The sequence below is a fragment of the Streptomyces sp. NPDC020884 genome (assembly GCF_044333935.1).
Lineage (GTDB): Bacteria > Actinomycetota > Actinomycetes > Streptomycetales > Streptomycetaceae > Streptomyces.
Map to the genome: position 1 here is coordinate 531,501 of NZ_JBIRRY010000002.1, position 19,045 is coordinate 550,545.

General features: G+C 73.4%; 15 protein-coding genes. 10 read left to right on the forward strand and 5 right to left on the reverse strand.

Annotated features, from left to right (window positions below; translation table 11 throughout):
* The first annotated feature begins 299 nt into the window (after positions 1-299).
* Positions 300-1,952, forward strand: coding sequence for a hypothetical protein (locus ACH4UK_RS09110; RefSeq protein ID WP_398355380.1), 1,653 nt, complete (start codon positions 300-302; stop codon positions 1,950-1,952).
* Here the strand turns inward: ACH4UK_RS09110 and ACH4UK_RS09115 are convergent.
* Together ACH4UK_RS09115 and ACH4UK_RS09120 are read right to left on the reverse strand one after the other, a co-directional pair.
* Positions 1,921-3,654, reverse strand: a complete 1,734-nt coding sequence (locus tag ACH4UK_RS09115) for a protein kinase (protein ID WP_398355381.1) — start codon at positions 3,652-3,654, stop codon at positions 1,921-1,923. The two genes, ACH4UK_RS09110 and ACH4UK_RS09115, sit on opposite strands and share 32 nt — an antisense overlap.
* A 178-nt stretch (positions 3,655-3,832) precedes the next feature.
* Positions 3,833-4,978: a Ku protein gene (locus ACH4UK_RS09120; protein ID WP_398355382.1), complete on the reverse strand. Its 1,146-nt coding sequence runs from the start codon at positions 4,976-4,978 to the stop codon at positions 3,833-3,835.
* A gap of 78 nt (positions 4,979-5,056) precedes the next feature.
* Here ACH4UK_RS09120 and ligD point away from each other — a divergent pair, with 78 nt between their 5' ends.
* The 9 genes from ligD (at position 5,057) to ACH4UK_RS09165 (ending at position 15,715) form a co-directional block, all read left to right on the forward strand.
* Entirely contained in the window at positions 5,057-5,947 is an 891-nt protein-coding gene (gene ligD / locus ACH4UK_RS09125) for a non-homologous end-joining DNA ligase (RefSeq protein WP_398355383.1), read from the forward strand.
* 288 nt (positions 5,948-6,235) lie between these two features.
* On the forward strand, positions 6,236-8,422 hold the full coding sequence (locus tag ACH4UK_RS09130) for a HEAT repeat domain-containing protein (protein ID WP_398355384.1): 2,187 nt from the start codon (positions 6,236-6,238) through the stop codon (positions 8,420-8,422).
* Positions 8,419-8,736: a zinc-ribbon domain-containing protein gene (locus ACH4UK_RS09135; protein WP_398355385.1), complete on the forward strand. Its 318-nt coding sequence runs from the start codon at positions 8,419-8,421 to the stop codon at positions 8,734-8,736. Before ACH4UK_RS09130 ends, ACH4UK_RS09135 begins: the two co-directional genes overlap by 4 nt.
* Before the next feature lie 142 nt (positions 8,737-8,878).
* Positions 8,879-9,610 carry a hypothetical protein gene (locus tag ACH4UK_RS09140; protein WP_398355386.1) on the forward strand — a complete coding sequence of 244 codons (732 nt, stop codon included), beginning with the start codon at positions 8,879-8,881 and terminating at the stop codon, positions 9,608-9,610.
* A complete protein-coding gene (locus tag ACH4UK_RS09145; RefSeq protein ID WP_398355387.1) occupies positions 9,607-10,989 on the forward strand; it encodes an ATP-binding protein in 1,383 nt (460 codons plus the stop codon). Before ACH4UK_RS09140 ends, ACH4UK_RS09145 begins: the two co-directional genes overlap by 4 nt.
* Positions 10,990-11,082: 93 nt before the next feature.
* The gene (locus tag ACH4UK_RS09150) at positions 11,083-11,586 is read left to right on the forward strand and encodes an SH3 domain-containing protein (RefSeq protein ID WP_398355388.1); all 504 of its coding nucleotides are present in this window, start codon (positions 11,083-11,085) and stop codon (positions 11,584-11,586) included.
* A gap of 149 nt (positions 11,587-11,735) precedes the next feature.
* Positions 11,736-13,115: an FtsW/RodA/SpoVE family cell cycle protein gene (locus ACH4UK_RS09155; protein WP_398355389.1), complete on the forward strand. Its 1,380-nt coding sequence runs from the start codon at positions 11,736-11,738 to the stop codon at positions 13,113-13,115.
* Positions 13,112-14,569: a peptidoglycan D,D-transpeptidase FtsI family protein gene (locus ACH4UK_RS09160; protein WP_398355390.1), complete on the forward strand. Its 1,458-nt coding sequence runs from the start codon at positions 13,112-13,114 to the stop codon at positions 14,567-14,569. The genes ACH4UK_RS09155 and ACH4UK_RS09160 overlap by 4 nt, the downstream gene beginning before the upstream one ends.
* A 39-nt stretch (positions 14,570-14,608) precedes the next feature.
* Positions 14,609-15,715 carry an amidase family protein gene (locus tag ACH4UK_RS09165; RefSeq protein WP_398355391.1) on the forward strand — a complete coding sequence of 369 codons (1,107 nt, stop codon included), beginning with the start codon at positions 14,609-14,611 and terminating at the stop codon, positions 15,713-15,715.
* Positions 15,716-15,731: 16 nt separating this feature from the next.
* Here the strand turns inward: ACH4UK_RS09165 and ACH4UK_RS09170 are convergent, their stop codons facing one another.
* The 3 genes from ACH4UK_RS09170 to ACH4UK_RS09180 all read right to left on the reverse strand — a co-directional run bounded on the left by ACH4UK_RS09170 (position 15,732) and on the right by ACH4UK_RS09180 (position 18,814).
* Positions 15,732-16,589, reverse strand: a complete 858-nt coding sequence (locus tag ACH4UK_RS09170) for a hypothetical protein (RefSeq protein ID WP_398355392.1) — start codon at positions 16,587-16,589, stop codon at positions 15,732-15,734.
* A gap of 121 nt (positions 16,590-16,710) precedes the next feature.
* A complete protein-coding gene (locus ACH4UK_RS09175) occupies positions 16,711-17,610 on the reverse strand; it encodes an ADP-ribosylglycohydrolase family protein (protein ID WP_398355393.1) in 900 nt (299 codons plus the stop codon).
* A 94-nt stretch (positions 17,611-17,704) separates the two neighbouring features.
* Positions 17,705-18,814, reverse strand: a complete 1,110-nt coding sequence (locus ACH4UK_RS09180; protein WP_398355394.1) for a ferritin-like domain-containing protein — start codon at positions 18,812-18,814, stop codon at positions 17,705-17,707.
* Positions 18,815-19,045 lie beyond the last annotated feature (231 nt).

Genomic DNA, 19,045 nt, shown 5'->3' on the forward strand with positions numbered 1-19,045 from the left:
TCCACATGCGCGTGACAACTTCCTTCTGAACCGTGCGGGTTGAGGGGTGGGACGCCGAACTTCCGGCTCAGCGATCATGGCATAGAACAGCGACCTGAAGATCCGAACAAGTTCACTCGTTCGGGTGCAATTCCATGGAACTCATCTGCCAACTCCCGCAACTGCTATGGCATTTCGCCACATAGGCCGCCGAACGACCCGGCGCACGGCGGCAGAATGCGCGGCCCGGTGCGCGTGGGACGTGCCGCTCCCGGGCAGGTTCAGGGTGACTTTTACGGCTCGACGGTGGGGGGACCGTTATGGAGTCCGGTAATCAGTACGGGGCAGCGGGACAGGGAGCGGGCGGGGCCGCATGGGGTGGACCCGTGCCGCCGCCACCCTCCCGTGCGCCCTCCGTCGGGCCGCCGCCACCCGGTGCGCCCCTGCGCTCGGCGGGCGCCGCCCTGCTCAATCTGACCGGGCTCGGGCTCGGGTACGCCCTGTTGGGGCGCTGGGTGCGGGCCGCGGTGTGCTGGGCGGCCACGGCGGTGCTGTTGTGGGTGGCGTTGCCGGCCGATCCGGACGGGGTGCCCGGGGGCGTCCTCGTCGGGTATCTGCTGGTGCTGGTGCTCGCCGCCGCCGACGGGGCCCGGATCGCTCGGCGTTCGGCGCTGGGCGGGGCGTGGCGGCCCGTTGTGGCGGTCGGTCTCGGGGTGGTGCTGCTGGCCGTGCCGGCGGGCGGGGCGGTGGTGTACGGCTCCGCACGGGACGAGGCGCGGGAGCAGATGCTGCTGGACCGGCTGGTGGCCGGGGACGAGCGGGTCGCGGCGGCCTCGCGACAGCCGTTCGCCGCGGCGAAGGGCGAGTACGAGGGAGCGCTCGACGTCTATCGCGCGCTCGGCGAGGATCATGCCGGCTCGCGGGCCGCGAAGCTGGTCCCGGACCGGCTGAAGGCGTACTACGAGGCCGTCTCCGCCCCGTACGCGAAGAAGCGGCACTGTGAGTCCATCGCCCCGCTGACCTATCTGCGGACGCTGCCGGAATCGGTGGACGAGAAGCTGCTGGGCAAGCTCGCCGCCTGGCCCGACGAGCCGCTCGCCGCGTCGCTGTACGGATGCGGGGTGTCGCGCCTGGGCGGTGTCGGCGGAGGCGGCACGGAGCTGGCCGAGTTGCTGCGCACCTTCCCCGATTCCCCGTCCGCGCAGCAGGTGGGGCCCGCGATCAGTGAGCGGATCAAGGCGCAGGTGGCGGCGTCGAAGGGGGCCGAGCCGTGTGCCGCGACCAAGGTGCTGCGCAGTCTCGGCGCCACCGCGTCCGCACTCCCGGCCGAGAGCGTGAAGGCGCTGCGCGCCGACGCGGACAAGGGCGTCGTGAACGGGGTGTACGCCTGCGGGGTCGACCAGTTCAAGGACGGGAAGTACACCGACGCGCGCACGACGCTGACCGATTTCGCGCGGACCTACAAGAGCGACGGGCGGGCACGGCAGGCCCGGAACATCGCCATCGCCGCGGAGATAGCCGACGACCGGCCACGCGCGGGCAAGCGGCTGCCGCCGGCGAAGCGGCCCGGCGGGTCCCGGATGGAGCTGGTCATCAGCAATGACGCGCCGAACGCGGTCGAGGTGCTCTACACCGGCCCGGTCACCGGCACCGTGACCCTGAGGGCCTGCGCGGGCTGCGAGCGGTACAGCGCGGCCACCGGATCGCAGCGGGCCTGCAAGGCGAGCGGGAAGAACTACCCGAAGGCCCGGCTGCGGCTTCCCGCCGGGGAGTACCACTTCCTCTACAAGCACGGCACGGGCGCGTCCGCCGGTGTGGACAGCTATTCCTCGGGATCGAAGGTCCAGCCGGGCTACACGTACACGAGCTGCACCTACGTCATCGAGCGGAACCCGCTCGGGCTGGACCTGCCGCTGCTCCCCGATCCGGTCAAGCCCGTGCTCAGCCCTTGGGCCGGGGGTTCTTCTCGATGACCCGTCCGTCCAGGTGCGCGGTGAGGAAGGCGCCGCCATGGGTGTCGGAGACGTAGACGCGCAGCACCGGGCGGTCGCCGTGGAAGGGCGACGAGGGGTCCACGATCACATAACGGCTCTCCGGCTCCGGGATGTTGAGCGTCTTCTCCGCCGTGCCCAGCAGGGCGGGCAGCGCGTCCCAGTCCACGGAGTTCAGGTCGACCGTGGTGTCCCCGGACATCAGCGTGCCGCCCATCTCGTCGTTCTTCGCCCGGCCGTCGCGGTAGCTGAAGCGGTCGTACAGCGCGGAGTTGGACTTCAGCGGGGCCTCGGCGGAGGCGTGCTCGTCGTAGAGAGTGAAGTCGGTGACCTTCGTTCCGCCCATGAGCGGCTTCAGGGCCGCGATCGCCGCCCGCGCCCCGTCCGGGGTCAGCAGCTTCTCGGCCTTCGGAACGTCCTCCTCGTCGGCGATCGGGTCCGGGGCCGGGGCTGAGGCCGGGGGCGTCGCCCTGCCGTCGCCCGCGGGCGCGCTCGCCGAGTCGCGGGGGCGGTCGTCGCTGTCGGACCCCCGGAAGGAGAACGGGTCGGTCATCCAGAGGATGACGCCGACGACGACCGCGGCCGAGACGACGGACGAGGCGATGCTGAAGATCTGGACGTCGCGCCGCATGCGGCGTTGGCGCTCTTGCGCGGTGGGGGAAGGGTCGGCGGCGGCCTGCTGCCCGTGGGGACTGCCGGGCGCGGCCGGTGGGAAGCCGTGGCCCGTGGGGACCCGGTCGCGCACGGAGGCCGTCCGGGTGGGCGTCGCGGGCACGGACCGGGGCTGCACGGTCGCGGGCCGCTCCCGTACGGGCTCCGTGGGCGTCGGGGCCGGACTCCCGCCGGTGCGCGCGGCCTCGGCCAGCATCCGGTCGAGGGCCTCGGCGTCCGGGCGGGCCGGGATGTCCCGGGTGAGGAGCGCGCCGAGCACCGGGGTGAGGGCCCCGGCCCGTACCGGCGGCGGGATCTCCTCGTCGAGCACGGCGGCCAGGGTGGCCAGGGTGGTGGCCCGGCGCAGCGGGTGGCGGCCTTCGACGGCGACGTAGAGCATCATGCCGAGCGACCAGAGGTCGGAGGACGGGTCGCCCTCGGTGCCCCGGATCCGCTCGGGGGCTATGTAGTCGGGCGAGCCGATGAGGGCGCCGGTGGCGGTGAGGCTGGTCGACTCCCGGATCGCGGCGATCCCGAAGTCGGTGAGGACGGGGCGGCCGTCGGTGCGCAGGAGCACGTTGGCGGGCTTGACGTCGCGGTGCTGGATGTCGCAGGCGTGGGCGGCGCGGAGGGCGGAGAGGATGCCGCGTCCCAGCTCGGCGGCCTCGGCCGGCTCCATGGGCCCGGCGGCGAGCCGTTCGTGCAGGGAGGAGCCGGCCACCAGCTCCATCACGATCCACGGGTAGCCGTCCTCGCCGGGGTCGACGATGTGGTGGACGGTGACCACGTTGGGGTGGTCGACCCGGGCCAGGGCGCGGGCCTCGCGCATCACCCGGGCCCGCAGCGTGCGGGCCCCCTCGGGGTCGTACTCCGCGAGCGCCGGGTCCGGGGGCCGGACCTCCTTCAGCGCGACGTCGCGGTGCAGCGCCATGTCGTGGGCCCGCCAGACCATGCCCATGCCACCGCTGCCGAGCCGGTCCATCAGCCTGAAACGGCCGTCGATCACCCGTCCCGAGGGGGCCTCTTCGCTCATGGGCCGTAGCGTACGGGGGGCGTGCGACAGCGGGGAGCGAGGGTGGCGGCAACCGTCCGCCCGACGCAACGGCCGTACGGACTCGGGCGGTTGGCCGCCGTGCGGCGCGGGCCGGGTGCCGGTCGGCCGCCCGCCCGCCCGCGCCTCGGTCGGGGCGCGGGCGGGCGGGCTCGTCGTGTCAGGCCGACGCGCGTTTGCGGGAGGATGTCGTCTTCTTCGCCGCGCCGCCGCCGCTCGACGACGTCTGCTTCTTCGTCGTGGTCTTCTTCGTGGCCGTACGGCCTCCGCCGCTTCCGGCGGACTTCTTCGCCGTCGACGTGGACTTCTTCGCGCCGGTGGACTTGGGGGCGGCCTTCTTCGTGGCCGTGGAGCTCCCGGAACGGGTCACCGTCTTGCCGGTCGGGGTGCGGTGCGTGGTCTTCCTGGCGGTCCCCCCGGACGACTTCCCCGTCGTCTTCGCGGCGGCCTTTCCGGACGTCTTCTTGATGGGGTGGACGTCGGCCATATCGCCCTCGCCCTCGCTCGCCGCCTCGGCCCCCTCCTCCCCCCGGGACTTCTTCGCCGCCTGCACGCTGTTCTCCAGGGCCGCGATCAGGTCGATAACCTTGCCGCCGCCGGAGTCCTCGGACGCGGCCGGGCGCACGGTCTCGCCGGAGGCCTTGGCGGCGATGAGTTCCTCCACCGCTTCCCGGTAGTCGTCGTGGAGGCTGTCCATGTCGACCTCGCCGAGGGTGTCCATCAGGGCGTCCGCCAGGTCGAGTTCGGCGTCGCGGACCGTGACGTCGCCGTCCGGGGCGACGCCCTCGGGGGCGCGGATCTCGTCCGGCCACAGGAGGCCGTGCATGGCGATCACGTCGTCGACGACGCGGAGCATGCCGAGCCGTTCGCGGCCGCGCAGGGCGTACTTGGCGACGGCGACCTTGTTGCTGCGCTTGAGGGCCTCGCGGAGCAGGGTGTACGGCTTGGCGGCCGGGACGCCGTTGGCGGAGAGGTAGTACGCCGCGTCCATCTGGAGCGGGTCGATCTGGTCCGCGGGCACGAAGGCGACGATCTCGATGGTCTTCGCCGTGGGCAGCGGAAGCTGGGCGAGATCCTCGTCGGTGATCGGGATCATCGTGCCGTCGGCGTCCTCGTAGGCCTTGCCGATCTCGCCGCCGGCGACCTCTTCCTCGTCCAGTTCACAGACCTTGCGGTACCGGATCCGGCCACCGTCGGCGAGGTGGATCTGCCGGAAGCTGATCGAGTGGTTCTCGGTGGCGTTGACCAGCTTGATCGGGATGCTGACCAGCCCGAAGGAGATCGCGCCGTTCCATATGGACCTCACCGTTCACCCCTTGTCGACCGTTAAAGACTCTTTAGCGGTTAAAGACGCTTTGGTCTGATTTCGTGTGACTCTTATCGTATGACGCCGATCACCGAGGTGGAGGGGCGACGGGTCTCGCTCAGCAACCTCGACAAGGTCCTGTATCCGGCCACCGGGACGACCAAGGGCGAGGTGCTGCACTACTACGCGGCCACCGCGGGCCGCGTGATCCTGCCCCATCTGCGCGACCGCCCCGTGTCCTTCCTGCGGTACCCGGACGGGCCGGGCGGCCAGCTCTTCTTCACCAAGAATCCGCCGCCCGGTACGCCCGCCTGGGTGGCCACCGCCGCCGTCCCCCGGAGCGAGGACCAGGGCGCCCGGCAGGTGGTCGTGCAGGATCTGGCCTCGCTGATGTGGGCGGCCAACCTGATGGTGGAGTTCCACACCCCGCAGTGGCGCACGGGCGCCCCGGAGATCGCCGACCGGATGGTCCTCGACCTGGACCCCGGCTCCCCCGCGACCGTCGTCGAGTGCTGCGCGGTGGCGCTCTGGCTGCGGGAGCGGCTCGCGGCCGACGGGCTGCTCGCGTACGGCAAGACGTCCGGGGCCAAAGGGCTGCATCTGCTGGTCCCGCTGGAGCCCACCCCCTCCGGCGCGGCGTCCGCGTACGCGAAGCGGCTCGCCGTGGAGGCGGAGGAGGCCCTTCCGGAGCTGGCCCTGCACCGGATGAAGCGGGCCCTGCGGCCGGGGAAGGTCTTCGTCGACTTCAGCCAGAACGCCGCCTCGAAGACGACCGCCACGCCCTACACCCTGCGCGCCAGGCCCGAGCCGACCGTGTCCGCGCCGGTCACCTGGGGCGAGATCGAGGGGTGCCGGGAGGCCGGCGCCCTGGTGTTCCTCGCCCGGGACATGGCCGCCCGGCTGGACCGGCACGGCGATCTGCTCGCCCCGCTGAACGATCCGGAGCAGGCTCGTCCGCTGCCGGCCTGAGGCCCTCGGCCGGCCGGTGCGCCCCCTCCGGACGGTGGCCGGGACGCCCCCGGGCCCGTGGCCCGCACCCGTGGTGCACAGGGAACCCACAGCCGAATCGTCTTGACCGGGTCATGACCTCGTTACGGCGCGAGGAAAGGCCACAAGTGGCGGGTGGATTGTCCGAGCCGTGGTGCACACTCTGCGCAGGCGCTTTCTACGGAGCGCGCCGGGAGGGGTGTGACGGACAGGGCGCGGCACGGGGGCCCGCCGGTCCGGGCGCTGTCGTGATCGTGGGGAGGGGATGGCGTGTTCTCGGGGATCGACGAGGTCGACTGGGCCTCGATGGAGCATGCCTACGGGCCTGCCGACGATGTGCCGGAGCTCCTGAGAGGGCTCGCGTCGGAGGATCCGGCGGAGCGCGAGGCGGCGCTCGACGGGATGTACGGCGCGGTGCACCACCAGGGCGATGTGTACGCGTGCACGCTCGCGTGCATCCCGTTCCTGTTCGAGCTGGTCGTGGATCCGGCGGTACAGGACCGGGGCAGCGTGGTCGAACTGCTCACCAGCATCGGCGGCTTCGACCTCGACGAGGACGACGAGGCGGAGATCGACGAGGACGAGATCGAGGGCGCCGCGAACTACGCGATGGCCGCGGCGGCGGTCACCGCCGGGGCGGGGGTGTTCTTCGAGCTGATCGCCGACGAGGACCCCGGGGTGCGGCTCGCGGCCCCGCTGGCGCTCGCCACCCTGCACCGGCACCCCGTGCGGGTGCTCGCGCTGCTGCGGGAGCGGCTGCCGGTGGAGCCCGACGAGGAGGTGCGGCTCGCCCTGGTGGAGGCGGCCGGCCGGGTCGCGCTGCGGCACCGGCCGCTGGCGGGGCGGGTCGCGGAGTGGCTGGGCCGGCTGGCCGGGCGGGCGCACGCCCCGGGGCTGCGGCTCGCGGCCCTGGCCCAGCTGGCGCGCTGTTCGCCCGACGGGCTGCCCGGCGATGTCGTGCCGATGGTCTCGGGGCTGCTGCGCGAGATGCGTTCGGCGCCTGAGGAGCACGCCGCGCCGGAGGGGGACGCCGGGCGGGAGGGGACCGAGCCGGACCCCGACCGGGACCCGGACGCCGAGCCGGTGGACGCGGAGCCGGTCGCCGCGGCCGAGACCTGCCGGGGCGAGCAGGTCGCGACGCCGACGCTCGTGGGGCAGCTGCGGGCCCTGTCCGCCCAGGAGAACGTCGGGCGCGGCACCCCCTGGGCCGCGGATCTGCTGCGCACCCTGCACGTCGGGCTCGACGACCGGGTGGGCGACCGCACGGCGCTGCTCGCCGACCAGTTGCGCAGCCCCGACCCCCGGCAGCGCATCGACGCCGTACGGATGAGCGGCGGGCTGATACGGGCCTGGCGCGGCCCCTACGAGGAGCTGGTGGCGCTCGTCGGCGATCAGCTGTCCGACCCCGAGCCCCGGCTCGCCGAGGCCGCGTCCCATGTGCTGGAGGAGCTGTTCTCCCTCGCCGCGCCCGCCGCGGACGCCCTCGCCGCCCGGCTGGCCGCCGATCCCGGTGACTGGGTGAAGACCTGGGCCAGCGGTCCGCCCGGTCTCGGCTCCACCGTGAAGGCCCTGGCCCGCCTCGGCGACGCCCGTGCGCTGCCCGCGCTGGCGGCGGCGCTGAAGCTGCCGCAGGTGGCGCACGACGTGGGGTTCGCGGTGGGCCACCTGGGGGCGGCGGCCCGGCCGCTCGCCGGGGCGCTGCGGCGCAGGCTCGCGGAGGTGGAGCTGGACGAGGGCGCCTACGACCGGGCGAGCCCGCTGCTGGCCGGGCTGACCGGGCTGCGGGCGGGCGAGGCGGCCCCCGAGGTGCTGCGCGTGCTGCGCGGGGCGCCGGAGTACCGAGGCGAGTGGCTGCGTACGGCGGCGCTGCGGGCGCTGGGTTCGTTCGGGCCCGCGGCGCGGGAGGCCGTGCCGGAGCTGCGGGCGCTGATCCGCCGCCCGGGGACGGCCGCGGCGACCGAGGCCGCCGAGGCGCTGTGGGCGATCTCCGGGGACACCGAGGCCGTGCTGCCGGTGCTGATCGAGGGGCTCCAGTCGGACCAGGTGCACGACCGGCGGGCGGCGGCGATGGCGCTGGGCGCCCTCGGACCGCGCGCCGCGGTGGTCGCGCCCCGGCTGCGCGGGCTGCTGGCCCACGAGGAGCTGTGGCTGCGGGTGGACGCGGCCATCGCCCTGTGGGAGGTGTCGGGCCGGTCGCGGGAGACCACCGAGGTGCTGCTCGCCGGCTGGGAGCGCAGCCGTCATGTGCGGGTCCGGGTGGCAGAATGCGTGGCACGGATGGGTCCGGTCCACGAAGGGTCGGCCGCGGCGCACATCCTGCGGAGCGAACTCGTCTCCGTACGCCGTCACAACGCGATGGACGGCGGGTACGGCAGTCATGACATCCACGAGGACGAGAAGCTCCTGGCGCTGTGCCGACGGGCACTCCGGGGGACGGGGAAAGGGACCACGGCATGATCATTTTCGGCACCAAGGGCTACCTCTACCAGCTGGCCATCCTGACGATGGTGTGCGGCTGGTGCGGCAATCCGGCGGCGCACACCCTGCGCAAGCGGGTCACGAAGTTCACGTTGTTCTTCGTGCCGCTGTTCCCGTTCTCGACGAAGTTCGCCACGCAGTGCACCTTCTGCGGCGGGGAGCAGCAGATACCCAAGGAGCAGGCGGACCAGCTGCTCGCCCAGGCCGCGGCCGGGCAGGACGGCAGCGCCCAGGGCCAGGCCCCGCAGCAGCCCGGCTTCACCCCGCCCGGACAGAACCCCTACCAGCGCTGACCCGGCGGCGGCCCGGGGCTCTCCTGGGGCCGCGTGACGCCACGCAGGGGCACGAAGTCGGCAGGGCGCACGGCTGTCCGATTAGGGTGTGAGGCCCCGGTTCGGGGCGTGAGCCCCCCTGTCGTCGTAGAGGAGGCGAGCCGTGCGCCCGCACCGCGCCCCGGCGGCGGCCCGTGCCCGTACCGCCGTGTCCGCCGTCGCCGCGCTCGTGCTGCTGTCCGGCTGCGGCGCGGCCGGCGGGCTGAAGAGCGCGGGGGACGCGCCGTCGGCCGTCGAGCCCCGGCACCTCTGGCCGGATCTGCCGCCCGCCTCCTCCGCCCCGTACGACTACGGCGAGGGCGAGACCGCGCGCATCCCGGGGATCCGGGTGACCGGCGGCGATGTGCGGCGGCTGGACCCGGTGGCGGTGGCGCAGGCCGGTCTGAAGGCGAAGACGGACCGGGACAGCGGTCTTGACGAGCTGCCGGACAGGACGGTCCGGCAGATCGAGCGGTGCCGCACCGCTCCGGAGGACTGTCCCGTCCTCAGCCCCTACTACCGCGATCTGACCGGCGACGGCAGGGACGAACTGGTGCTCGGCGTCCGGATGGCCGACCGGCAGCTCGCCGTGCGCGTCTACATGCCGGACGGGGGCCGGCTGATCCGGATCATGTCGACCTACGACGCCGTCATCAGCGTGGAGCTGGCGGGCCGGGACGTGATCATGCGGGCCCCCTCGGTGATCCCGGGATACGAATACCGCACCGCGTGGTCCTGGGACGACCGGCAGCACGCCATGCTGCCCACCCGCGACGAGATCCTGCGGACGCCCGAGCACCGCAGAGCCCCGAAGCCGGGACGGACGCCTCCGGGGCCGTCGGCGGAGACGCGATGAGGCGTCGACGCCGATTCCGCTCGCCCTCCTGGACCGCGAGCCTCACCTGGAAGTCCGCCGTCTTCCTGACCGTCATGTGCTGCACCCTGGCCGCCCTCCTCGGCATCCTGGTGCACACCGCGGTCACCCGGCAGACGGTCGAGCACGCCCGCGAGAAGGCGCTGGCCCGGCTGGAGGTGGTCACCGACGCGTACGAGGCCGGGGAGCCGCTGCCCCGGGGGTCCGGCATCGACCCGCCGGGCCTGCCCGCCTCGCTCGCCGCCCTGGCCGCGGGCGGCGAGCGGGGCACCGCCGTCGCGGACGGACCGCACCGGCCGGGCGACCCGGACGGGCAGGGCGGCCCCGCCATGTGGGCGGCGGGCCCGGCGGACGGGCGGGCGCTGGCCACCTGGACGGACTACAGCCACAGCGCCCGCACCATCGGCGGGCTCGACCGGGCGATCATCGGCTCCTCGCTGCTGGCCATCGCCGCCACCCTGTTCGTCGGACTGTTCGCCGTCGGCCGGGTGACCCGCAGGCTCCATCAGAGCGCCCGGGTGGCCCGCCGGATCAGCGCGGGCGATCTCGACGCCCGGGTGAACGACCCGCGCACCGCGCGCCCGGTCCGCGCCCAGGACGAGGTGGCGATCGTGGCGGGCGCGCTCGACACCATGGCCTCCACCCTCCAGCGCAAGCTCCAGACCGAACAGCGGTTCACCGCCGATGTGGCGCACGAGCTGCGCACCCCGCTGACCGGCCTGTCGGCCGCCGCCGAGCTGCTGCCGCCGGGCCGCCCGGCGGAGCTGGTGCGCGACCGGGTGCGGGCCATGCGGGCGCTGACCGAGGACCTGCTGGAGATCTCCCGTCTCGACGCCCGTACCGAGCAGGTGGACCTCGCCGTGCACGATCTCGCGCCGGTGGCGGAGCGGGTCGTCCGGGCGTCGGGCACGGACACCGAGGTACGGGTGAGCGGCGCGGCCCGGGTGGAGACCGACCGGCGGCGCCTGGAGCGGGTGATCGGCAATCTGGTGGCCAACGCCCACCGGCACGGGGCTCCTCCGGTGGTGCTGAGCGTGGACGGCGCGGTGGTCTCCGTACGCGATCACGGCCCGGGATTCCCGGCGTATCTCCTGGACGGCGGGCCCCAGCGGTTCCGCACGGACGGCGCGGGCAAGGGCCACGGGCTGGGGCTGACCATCGCCCTCGGCCAGGCCCAGGTCATCGGCGCCCGGCTGGACTTCGGCAATCCGCCGGACGGCGGGGCGCTGGCCCGGATGACCCTGCCGGAGTACGTCCACCTCGACGACGGGGATTCCGGCGGAAATCCGGGCCAGAGCGGGGCCCCGGAGGGGACGGACACCCCGGACGGCTCAACCGAGGACCCCCCTCACGCACCGTGACGCGTTGCAGGCCGTGTGTGGCGAATTTAGCGTGACCAGCACGAGCCCAGCTCGTGTCCCCCACGGTCCCCTTCCCTTTCGCATGGAGGCAGCATGTCCCCCCTGTCCCGCCCCGCACGGTTCCGCCGGCTCGGTCTCTGCGTCGCCACCGGCGCGCTCGCGGCGCTCACCGCCGCCGCCCCCGCCGCCCTGGCGGCCGACCCCCAGCCCGTCGGACAGCGCGCGGAGGCCACCGCTCCGGACCCGACGTCCGACGAGCTCTCCGCCTCGGCGCTGCAGCGGGAGCACGAGGCCCGCCAGGAGGCCCAGGCCCAGGAGCAGGGGCAGGCGCAGGGGCAGGCACGCCCCCAGGCGCCCAAGCGGACCTACAAGGGCCGGGTCATCGCCAAGCCCTACCTGCTGCTCCGTGACAAGCCGACCCGCAGCAGCCGCATCGTCGGCTCGGTCAAGCACGGCAAGGTCGTGCACATCTTCTGCAAGACCAAGGGCGACAACGTCGACGGCAACAACCGCTGGTACCTGCTGACCGACGGCACCTGGGCCTGGGGTTCGGCCCGCTACATCGAGAACATCGGCGCCGCGCCGCGCTGGTGCTGACCTCTCCACACCCGCACACACCCGTCCGCCCGTGGAGCCCGGCCCGTGGCCGTGAGCTCCGCGGGCGGACGCGTGCTCGGGTGGGCGCTGACATGAGCAAAGGTGTGACATAAGGGAAATACCTCGCACCTCTTGCTACGTTGCGGGGCATGACCGCAACGACGGCGGACGCTCCCCCGCCCGAGCTCCGCCTGCCCAAGCGGCGCGGGATGGAGCTCGCCCTCCTCCTCGGGGGCGTCCTGATCTCCGTCTTCGGCTACGCGGCGGTCGGCCTCGCCCACGACGGCGCGGTGCCTCCGGACGTCGCCGGGTACGGCGCCGGGCTCGGTGCGCTCGCGCTGCTCGCCCATGTCGCCGTCCGCTTCCGGGCCCCGTACGCCGATCCGCTGCTGCTGCCGATCGCCGTCCTGCTCAACGGTCTTGGCCTGGTGCTGATCTTCCGGCTGGACCTGGAGACCCCGAGGGACCAGGCCGCGCCCACCCAGCTCGTCTGGTCCACGCTCGGCGTCGCGCTGTTCACCGCCGTGGTGGTGCTGCTGCGCGACCACCGGGTGCTCCAGCGGTACGCGTATCTCTCGGTGGCCTCCGCCCTCGCGCTGCTGATCGTGCCGATCTTCTTCCCGGCGGTGAACGGGGCGAAGATCTGGATCCGGATCGGCGGACTCTCCTTCCAGCCGGGCGAGTTCGCCAAGATCCTGCTCGCGGTGTTCTTCGCCGCCTATCTGGCGGCCAACCGCAACGCGCTGGCCTACACCGGCCGCACGGTGTGGAAGCTGCAACTGCCCGCCGGCCGGGTGCTCGGGCCGATCGTGGCGATCTGGCTGCTGAGCGTCGGCGTGCTGGTGCTGGAGCGCGATCTCGGCACCTCGCTGCTGTTCTTCGGGCTCTTCGTCATCATGCTGTACGTGGCGACCGGCCGGACCGGCTGGATCGCGGTCGGTCTGCTCCTGGCCGCCGTCGGGGCCTTCGTCGTCGGCTCCTTCGAACCGCACGTCCACGGCCGGGTGCAGGACTGGCTGGACCCGTTCGCCTCGATCGACGCGGGGCGGGGGCCGGGCCAGCTCGCCCAGTCGCTGTTCGCCTTCGCGGCGGGCGGGATGCTCGGCACCGGCCTCGGAGCGGGCCACTCGATCCTGATCGGCTTCGCCGCGAAGTCCGACTTCATCCTGGCGACGGCGGGCGAGGAGCTGGGGCTGAGCGGGCTGACCGCGATCTTCCTCCTCTACGCGCTGCTCGTGGCGCGCGGCTACCGTGCCGGGCTCGCCCTGCGCGACCCGTTCGGGCGGCTGCTCGCCATCGGTCTGGCGTCGATCCTGGCGCTCCAGGTGTTCGTGATCGCGGGCGGGGTGATGGGGCTGATCCCGCTGACCGGGATGGCGATGCCGTTCCTCGCGCAGGGCGGCTCGTCCGTCGTCACCAACTGGATCATCGTGGCGCTGCTGATCCGGGTCAGCGACGTCTCGCGCAGACCTCACCCGGAACAGCCGGAGACCGGGGTCATCGCGGCGGCCGTGGAGGAGGACCGGTGATCCGCTACATCCGGCGGGCCGCCGCCTTCTGCCTGCTGCTGCTCGTGGCGCTGCTCGTCAACGCGGCCCGCGTCCAGCTCTTCGAGGCCGACGAACTGGACGACAACCCGGCCAACCGCCGCGACAGCATCGCCCGTTACGACCAGCCGCGGGGCAACATCCTGGTCGGCGACCGGCCCGTGACCGGCAACAAGGAGACCGGCGAGCAGCTCAGCTTCGAACGGACCTATCTGCACGGCCCGCTGTACGCCCCGGTGACCGGATACGCCTCGCAGACGTACGGCACCACGCTCATCGAGAACGCCGAGGACTCCGTCCTGTCCGGCACGGACTCTGTGCTTGCTCCGCTGCCCTTCTGGAACGAGTTCACCCGGGGCCGGCAGCCGGGCGGCGATGTCGTCACCACCGTCAAGGCGTCGGTGCAGCAGGCCGCGTACGACGGGCTGAGCGGGCGGCGGGGGGCGGTCGCGGCCCTGGATCCGGCGACGGGCGCGATCCTGGCCCTGGTCTCGACCCCGTCCTACGATCCCGAGCGGCTGTCGGGGACCGGTTCCGCGGTGACCGACGCCTGGTCCCGGCTGAACGCCTCCAAGAGTCTGCCGATGCTCAACCGGGCCATCCGGCAGACCTATCCGCCGGGCTCCACCTTCAAGATCGTGACGGCGGCGGCGGCCCTGGACGCGCGGGTGGTGACGGACGCCGACGCGGCCACGGACACGCCCTCCCCGTACGTCCTGCCGGGGACGAGGACGACCCTGCCCAACGAGGCGAGGGGCTGCGAGCAGGCGTCCCTGGCGGACGCGATCCGGGTCTCCTGTAACACGGTGATGGCGCACCTGGGGGTGGAGGTCGGTCTGGAGGGGATGGTGGAGGCGGCGGAGAAGTTCGGCTTCAACGACACCGGGCTGCGCATCCCGTCCGGGGTGGCGACGAGCAACTTCGACACGGACATGAGCGACGACCAGCTGGCGCTGTCCTCGATCGGACAGTTCAACACGACGGCGACCCCGCTCCAGATGGCGATGGTCGCCTCGGCGGTGGCCAACGGCGGCGATCTGCGCCGTCCGCATCTGGTGGACCGGGTGACCACCGCCGACGGGGACACGGCCCGGCAGGAGGGGTCCGAGGCGTACGAGCGGCCGATGAACCCGGCGACGGCCGTGCAGCTCCAGCGGATGATGGTCGACGTGGTGGAGAACGGCACCGGGTCGAACGCGGCGATCGACGGGGTGCGGGTCGGCGGCAAGACCGGTACCGCCCAGCACGGGGTCGACAACTCCGGTCTGCCGTACGCCTGGTTCATCTCCTGGGCCCAGGCCCCCGACTCCGGCCGCCCGGCCGTCGCGGTCGCCGTGGTCGTGGAGGACGCATCGGCCGACCGGGCCGACATCAGCGGCGGCGGCAGCGCGGCCCCGATCGCGCGGGCGGTGATGGAGGCGGCCTTGGAGGAGTAGCCCGGGGCGCGGGCAGGGGCGCACCGGCAGACTGGGTCCATGACACGGACGACCTCCGCGGTGGCACGGGCCCTGGAGCGGATCGAGCGGCTGGACCCGGCGCTGCACGCGTTCATCGAGGTCTGGCCGGAGGTGGCGCTCGCCCGGGAACGGGAGGCCGTGGCACGGCGACTCCCGCTGGGCGGGCTGCCGTTCGCGGTGAAGGGCCCCTCCGGCATCCGGTCCTTCGCGGCCCGCCGGCTGATCGCGGCGGGCGGGGTCCCGGTCGGCGCGACGTCGGTGCCCGGCCCCGGCACCCACTGGCAGACCTGGGGCCGGGGCGCGCACGGCCGTACGGTCAACCCGTGGCGGGCCGACCGTACTCCGGGCGGTTCCTCGGCCGGGTCGGCGGTCGCGGTGGCGGCGGGGATGGTGGGGCTGGCGACGGGCAGCGACGGGGCCGGATCGGTCCGGATCCCGGCAGCCTGGTGCGGGGTGTTCGGGCTGAAGACGACGAACGGGCTGCTGCCCTCCCCCGACCGGTCCGGTCTGGCGTCCGCCGGGGTGCTCAGCCGGTCGGCCGCGGGCGCGGAGACGTACCTGCGCCGGGTACTGGACACCTACGAGCCGCCCGCCGCCCCCGTCCTGCCGCTGCCGGCCGTGTACAGCGAGGGGCTCGGCTACGCGGAGGTGGACCCGGAGGTGGCGGGCGTCGTGCGGGCGGCGGTGGACCGGCTCGTCGCGGCGGGGACCGTACGCCTGGTGGAGCGCGACGCCGGGCTGCTCGACCCGGTGGCGGCGTGGACCGCGGTACGGGGCGGGTCGCCGGACGCCCCGGAGGCGGTGCGGGTGCGGCGGACGAACGACGAGCGCCTGGACGCGCTCCTCGCCGGCGGGGCCCTGCTGCTGACCCCGGCCACACCGAACCGCCCGCACGGTCACGAGGGCCCAGGTGACCTCTACTCCACGGCGTTGACCTGGGCGTTCAACCTGAGCGGGCATCCGGCGGCGAGCCTGCCCGCCGGCTGGACCGGGGACGGCTGCCCGGTGGGGCTCCAGGTGGTGGCGGCGCGCGGCGCGGACGTCCGGCTCCTGGCCGCGGCACGCGCGATGGAGGACGCCCTGCCCGCCCCGCGGACGCCGCCCGCCGCCGCCGGGAGGCGATGACGGGCGGGGACGCCGGTCAGCCGATGGGCTTGCGGGCTTCCTGGCGGACCTTGGCCGTCTCCGCCGCGGCCCCCGCCAGGTCGATGGACTTGGCGTCCTTCAGCACGGACTCCGGACGGATCAGCGCGATCATCGCGGCGGTGTTGTCGTCGCCCCAGGCGCACATGGGGATGTTCACGACGCCGCCGGCCTCCTTCGACTGCACGACCTGGCACTCGATCGTGACCCCGTACCCCTCGGGCCTGAACTTCTTGGCGGGCACGACGAGCTTCGCGCCGTCGGCGTCCGCCGCGCCCTCCATGATCGTGCGGCGCATGAAGTCGGGGCTGGCCAGCCGCCCGTACATCCCCGAGAGCACCAGGGCGCCGCCCTTGGCCGAGGTGTAGTGCGCGACGACCGCCTCGGCGTCCCGGATGCTGGGGTCGGGGGTGTCCTCGATCTCCTTGCCCTCGGTGTCCGAGAGGTCCTGGCCCAGGCTGAACTCCCCGTCCAGGAGCTTCTGCTGCACGAGGAGCTCGTACTCCGCCTTCGGATACACCAGGTCGGTGCCCTTGTCGGCGAGCTGGGTGACGCCGAAGGCGATCGCGCCCGCCGCCACCACCGCGCCGACCGTGATCCCGACGATCAGCCCGGTCCGCTTCCTGCGCGGCGGCTGCGGGCCCTGCGGCGGCCAGCCGCCGACCGCGCCCGGTCCGCCCTCGCCGGGTATGCCGGGCTGACCCCAGCCGCCCTGCTGGGGCGGGGGCTGCTGCGGGTAGCCGTAGGACTGCTGCGCCACGGACCCCGGCGCGGCCGGCGGCTGCCCGTAGGGGGAGTTCTGGGGGGACGGGGGCGGCCCGTACGGGCCCTGCGGCGGGTGCGGCGGGGTGGTCATGCGCTCACGTTACGACACGGCTGCGAACGGACTTTCGGTGCGGCCGATATCGGTATCAGGTCGAGAGAATCGGCTCCGCCCGGCGGGCCGGGCACGCCCGGCCCGCCGGGCCCCCACCGCCTCACCCCAGCGGCTCGCGCCTGCTGAGCCACTCGTCGGACACCCCGGCCGTCCCCGTCGCCGCACCGACCACGCCCCCGGTGATGGCGCACGTGGTGTCGACGTCGCCGAGGCCCTCCGCGGTCGCCCAGAGCGCTGCCTCCAGGTCGTCGCCGTGGCGGGCCGCGGTCCACAGCGCGAAAGGCACGGTGTCGTCGGCGCGGATGCGCTGTCCGTTGCCCAGGAGGTCCGCGGCCTTCCACGGTTCGGTGGTGAACGGCGTCCGTGCGGCGCGCCGCACTCCGTCGCGTACCGGCCCCTCGGGCGTCAGGTCCGCGACGGCGTCCAGCGTCAGTGCGCCGCGCACCGAGAGCGCCGCGGCCACCGCGACGGCCACCGCGCCCGCGATGCCGTCCGGGTGGGCGTGGGTGACCTCCGCCGACAGCGCGGCCTGCCCCGCCACGCGCTCCAGGTCCTCGTGGAAGCGGGCACCGAGCGGCGCGACCCGCATGGCCGCGCCGTTGCCGAGGCTGCCGCCTTCGAAGAGTTCGGGAGCCAGGGTGCGCCAGTCGGCCGGGGCGTCGAGCAGCCGGGGCAGCAGGAGGTGCATGCCGTGGCCGTATCCGCGGGCCTGGTCGGCGTCGAAGGCGAGGGCGTAGCAGAGCGCCAGGTGGTCCTGGTCGACCTGGCCGCGCTCGTCGAGGGAGCGTTGCAGGGCGAGCGCGAGGGCCGTGTCGTCGGTCCAGTGCCAGCGCGGTTCCGGCGGGGTGCGGCGGGCCCGGATCTCGTTCACCGCTTGCCGGGGCTTGCGGAAGAGCGGGAACCAGCGCTCCCCGAACGCGTCGCCGAGCGCGAGCGCTTCGAGACTGCGGCGGGCGGCCGAGCGGCCGGCGGCGGTGGCTGCGGGCGGGTTCGTCGTCATACCCGCATCCTGGCCGCCGGGACCGGTGGCGTACATCCGATATCCGGCGGCGTACGGCGTCCACCTCACGATCCCGGGGCCGTCGGGCGGCCGGTCAGGCCGGGACCCCACCTTCGTCTATCGCCTCCGCGACCTCCGCCACCCGGGACTGCTCCTCGGCGGCGAAGCGCACGCGGTCCAGTTCCTCGGCTATCTCCTCGTCCTGGGACATCAGCAGGTCGAGGTTGGAGTCGCCGAGTTCGAGGACGCCCATGTCGACATAGGCCTTCTGGAGCCGTGGACCCCACAGGCCGATGTCCTTGACGCACGGGACGATCCGGCTGAAGAGGAGCTTGCGGAAGAGCCGGAGGAACTCCGAGTGCTCGGAGAGCTCCTTCGCCTCCTGCTTGCCGAAGCCGAAGTTCTCCAGCACCTCGACGCCGCTGAGCCGGTCGCGCATCAGGTAGCAGCCCTCGATGACGAAGTCCTCGCGCTCACGCAGTTCGGCGTCGCCGAGCTGCTTGTAGTAGTCGCGCAGGGCCATCCGTCCGAAGGCGACGTGCCGTGCCTCGTCCTGCATGATGTACGCGAGGATCTGCTGGGGCAGCGGCTTGGTCGTGGTGTCGCGGATCATCCCGAAGGCGGCCAGCGCCAGGCCCTCGATCAGGACCTGCATCCCGAGGTAGGGCATGTCCCAGCGGGAGTCGCGCAGGGTGTCGCCCAACAGGCCCTGGAGACTGTCGTTGACCGGGTAGAGCATGCCGATCTTCTCGTGCAGGAAGCGGCCGTAGATCTCCGCGTGCCGGGCCTCGTCCATGGTCTGCGTGGCGGAGTAGAACTTGGCGTCCAGGTCGGGTACGGACTCCACGATCCTGGCCGCGCAGATCATCGCGCCCTGCTCGCCGTGCAGGAACTGGCTGAACTGCCAGGAGGTGTAGTGCTTGCGCAGCTCGCCCCGGTCCCTCTCCGTCATCTTCGCCCAGTGCGGGGTGCCGTACAGGGGGAGCGCGTCGTCGGGGGTGCCGAGCGGGTCGGCGGGGTCGACCTCCAGGGACCAGTCGATGCGCTTGTTGCCGTCCCACTGCTTGTCCTTGCCCTTCTGGTAGAGGGCGAGGAGGCGTTCGCGGCCGTCGTCGTAGTCCCAGCTGAACAGGGCGGCCCCGGTGGCGGGGACCTGCCAGATCCGTTCGGTCGGCGGGGTGGTGTAGAGGTCATGTGTGGACACGGACGGCTCCTTCGCCTCGACTGGCTCGGTGGCTGGACCGGCTGGACCGGCTTCCACCGGCTCTGCCGGCTCGACCGGCTCGACAAGTTCCGTGGCTCCGAAGGAAGTCGAGCGCGTGGCTCGGCCTCCTCCCCCCGGCAGGTTCACACGTTGGTAGACAGCGGGTCAACAAGTCGTGCGCAAGGGATTGACGGCCTTGCTGACAGACAGTCTCATAAGGGGTGACCACCG

What these genes read in the sequence shown, in the direction of transcription:
- ACH4UK_RS09110 (WP_398355380.1), top strand. Translation starts at nt 300, where the DNA reads ATGGAGTCCGGTAATCAGTACGGGGCAGCGGGACAGGGAGCGGGCGGG.
- ACH4UK_RS09115 (WP_398355381.1), bottom strand. Translation starts at nt 3,654, where the DNA reads ATGAGCGAAGAGGCCCCCTCGGGACGGGTGATCGACGGCCGTTTCAGG.
- ligD (WP_398355383.1), top strand. Translation starts at nt 5,057, where the DNA reads ATGACGCCGATCACCGAGGTGGAGGGGCGACGGGTCTCGCTCAGCAAC.
- ACH4UK_RS09135 (WP_398355385.1), top strand. Translation starts at nt 8,419, where the DNA reads ATGATCATTTTCGGCACCAAGGGCTACCTCTACCAGCTGGCCATCCTG.
- ACH4UK_RS09145 (WP_398355387.1), top strand. Translation starts at nt 9,607, where the DNA reads ATGAGGCGTCGACGCCGATTCCGCTCGCCCTCCTGGACCGCGAGCCTC.
- ACH4UK_RS09150 (WP_398355388.1), top strand. Translation starts at nt 11,083, where the DNA reads ATGTCCCCCCTGTCCCGCCCCGCACGGTTCCGCCGGCTCGGTCTCTGC.
- ACH4UK_RS09155 (WP_398355389.1), top strand. Translation starts at nt 11,736, where the DNA reads ATGACCGCAACGACGGCGGACGCTCCCCCGCCCGAGCTCCGCCTGCCC.
- ACH4UK_RS09165 (WP_398355391.1), top strand. Translation starts at nt 14,609, where the DNA reads ATGACACGGACGACCTCCGCGGTGGCACGGGCCCTGGAGCGGATCGAG.
- ACH4UK_RS09170 (WP_398355392.1), bottom strand. Translation starts at nt 16,589, where the DNA reads ATGACCACCCCGCCGCACCCGCCGCAGGGCCCGTACGGGCCGCCCCCG.
- ACH4UK_RS09175 (WP_398355393.1), bottom strand. Translation starts at nt 17,610, where the DNA reads ATGACGACGAACCCGCCCGCAGCCACCGCCGCCGGCCGCTCGGCCGCC.